The sequence below is a fragment of the Thermogutta sp. genome (assembly GCF_014359955.1).
Lineage (GTDB): Bacteria > Planctomycetota > Planctomycetia > Pirellulales > Thermoguttaceae > Thermogutta.
Window position 1 is genome coordinate 1 of record NZ_JACIYL010000666.1, and the last position, 2516, is coordinate 2516.

Here is a 2516-nt window from a genome sequence, read left to right on the forward strand (position 1 = left end):
CGATCATCCATTGACTTTCAGCGGGGACTGAAGTCCCGCGCCGAAAGCGGGGCTGAAGCCCCGCACTCCACATGTGACGCCATGCCCTGCAGGGCACGATAAGCGTCCCCTCCGAATGACGTTTCCCATCCCGTCGCCGCAACAAATTGATAACAAAAAATGCGCCGGGGCAATTCGTGAATTGCCCCTACCGTCCGCGGTGGAACGTCCAACCTGATTTTCACCACAAATTCAGCCTTCCAAGCAGGGCTGACTTTCAACGTCGTGGAAATCCAATTTTTGAATTTGACAATTCAATAACCGCAATTACACTCGCGGTCACAGATACGCGGTGGGCAAGTGGGCATTGCGTCTTAGGCTGTAAACCTGTGTTGATGGGTATTGGCAGTCTCGTCGTAGTCCTCCAGAAACGAAAGGAGCAGTCATGGTTCGATCAGCCGTTTTCAGTCTTCTCGTGCTCGGCACGCTCACAAGCGGCGTTTGGGCCGAAGAACAGAAATCCCCATCGCCCTTCGATGAGGCGATCGACTACGTCGAAAAGCACCTCATCGGAAAAACCTTATATGAGCAGAGAACCATCAGGTTTGACCAAGGCGGATTGGAATCGGAGTTGGAAACCAGGCGCATGTACATGGACATGGTTCGCACTTCCAACATGGCGATGTTCCACGATGTCCTAATTATCCGCCAGAAGTTGTGGGACCTCGACGAGACCGGCAAGCGGATCAGCGAAACACCGAGAGTCAAAGATCGTGTGCTTGTGTCCCGGTATTGCTTCCGTAAATCCGACGTGACGGGGGAAGCCCTGGGCACGATCGAACCGATCGTCAATTCTTCGGCCGGAACTTGGGGGGTCACAACGGAGGCCCGCTTGCGGGTGGTGGAGGGCAAATTGCGTTTGGAAACCGGCGAACACGCTTTTTATGGAGATGGCTTCGCCAAGGGCGGAGGCTCCCGACCAATTCGCGTACGAGTGGTGGAGACCTTCAACGTCGTGGATGGGAAGCTGACGGCGGAGTCGTTCGTAACAGCGTACGAAGTGGATCCGGAAACGCTGAAACCCACCTCCGAGCCTGAGGAATTCAGGTACAAGGTTGTGGAAATCCCCGGTCTTTTGAGTGTCCCGTGAGGAAATCGGCAAATACCGGGCGGTGACGCAGCTGTGAAAGTGGCAACTGGTCATTGCCCGATGGGTCGCGCTCCGTGCGCGTCGCCTGCGCGATCAAGATGGGCGTTTATTTCGGGTATATTTCGGTGCGAGGTTGGAAGTGGGCTCGGAGTTGGCCTGGCCCCTCTGGCCTCATGTGAATCCCCTGGAAACGACAGTTTTTTGGAGGGGTCAGATGAGAGCTTTCGCACGACGGGTTTGGGGACGGGGTTATCTCGGCGCTCGTTCACTTTGGAGCGTTTGCATCCTGGTACTCACGCTTGCAGGCTTTCCAGCCTGGGGACAGGAATCGGCGAATGACTCGCCGACCGGCTGCGATCTTGGCTTGCAGGAGCTGCGCGAGCAATTCCCCCAATTGACCGACAGCCAGGCCATCGTGATTCGAGATGCCGTGGGGTATCAAATCGCCATGGGACGATCGCTGGAGACGACAACGACGCAACTGGCTGGTGCCGGGCTTCAGATGGGGGTATCGCCGAAAGCCTTCCCGGAGATTGTCGCAAGGATATACGACGCCTTGACGCGGGCACCCCAGCCTCCGTCAAGCCATCCGCGGGCCTTGGCACTGATCGGCGACCGCTACCATCACCCGGGCTACATTCGCGAGGCGATTGAACAGGTCTGCCAAAAGGCGGGAATTGCCGTACGGTTCGTGTATGATGTTCGCCTTTTGAGTTCCGAGATTCTCGGGCAATACGACGTCTTGGTGGTCCTACGCGATGGAATGCTGTGGCCGTCGCCCGGCGAGAACGACCCGTTCGGAAAAGAGCGTGTGTTCTGGCTGACGCAGGAACAGGAGGAGGCCGTCGCGCGATTCGTAGCAAATGGGGGCGGCTTCTTGGCGATCCATAATGCCACGGCCCTCAAGGCCCTGGACGGTCGAGCGTCGCTCTACCACGAAGTTTTGGGGGCAAGCTACGCCGGGCACGGTCCGGAGCGTGAGGACTACACTGTGGAAGTCATCAACGCTTCCAACCCGGTGGCGGCGGCGGTCCCGCGCTACGAAGTGGGTGACGAACGTCACTGGCCGAAGATGCATGTTTCCGATGCGGACATTTTCCTGGAGGCCGTGGCCGGTGATCGACGTTCGGTGCACGGTTTCACACGGTCTTATCAAAAGGGCCGGGTATGCTATCTGGCGCACGGGCACAATCTTGAGGCCCTGCAACGTTCCCCCGTTCAGGAAATGCTGGTGAAGGGTCTCCGCTGGTGCCTGGCGGACAACCCGTAGCGATGCGGCGATTGGTGGCGGTCGATCGAACTCCGCGCTCGCCAGGGGCAATTCATGATCAATTGTCGGTAGGGGCAATTCATGCCCATAAATTGAACGTCGCATTCGGTAGGGGCA

2 protein-coding genes are annotated in these 2516 nt (G+C 57.7%); both read left to right on the plus strand.

Annotation, left to right across the window (positions count from 1 at the left end; all coding sequences use genetic code 11):
• Positions 1-424: 424 nt before the first annotated feature.
• Positions 425-1129 (plus strand): hypothetical protein, encoded by a 705-nt coding sequence (locus tag H5U08_RS15635; protein ID WP_297035121.1) that lies wholly within the window; start codon positions 425-427, stop codon positions 1127-1129.
• 214 nt (positions 1130-1343) lie between these two features.
• Complete coding sequence (locus H5U08_RS15640) at positions 1344-2399, plus strand: ThuA domain-containing protein (protein WP_297035124.1); 1056 nt, start codon at positions 1344-1346, stop codon at positions 2397-2399.
• Positions 2400-2516: the final 117 nt, after the last annotated feature.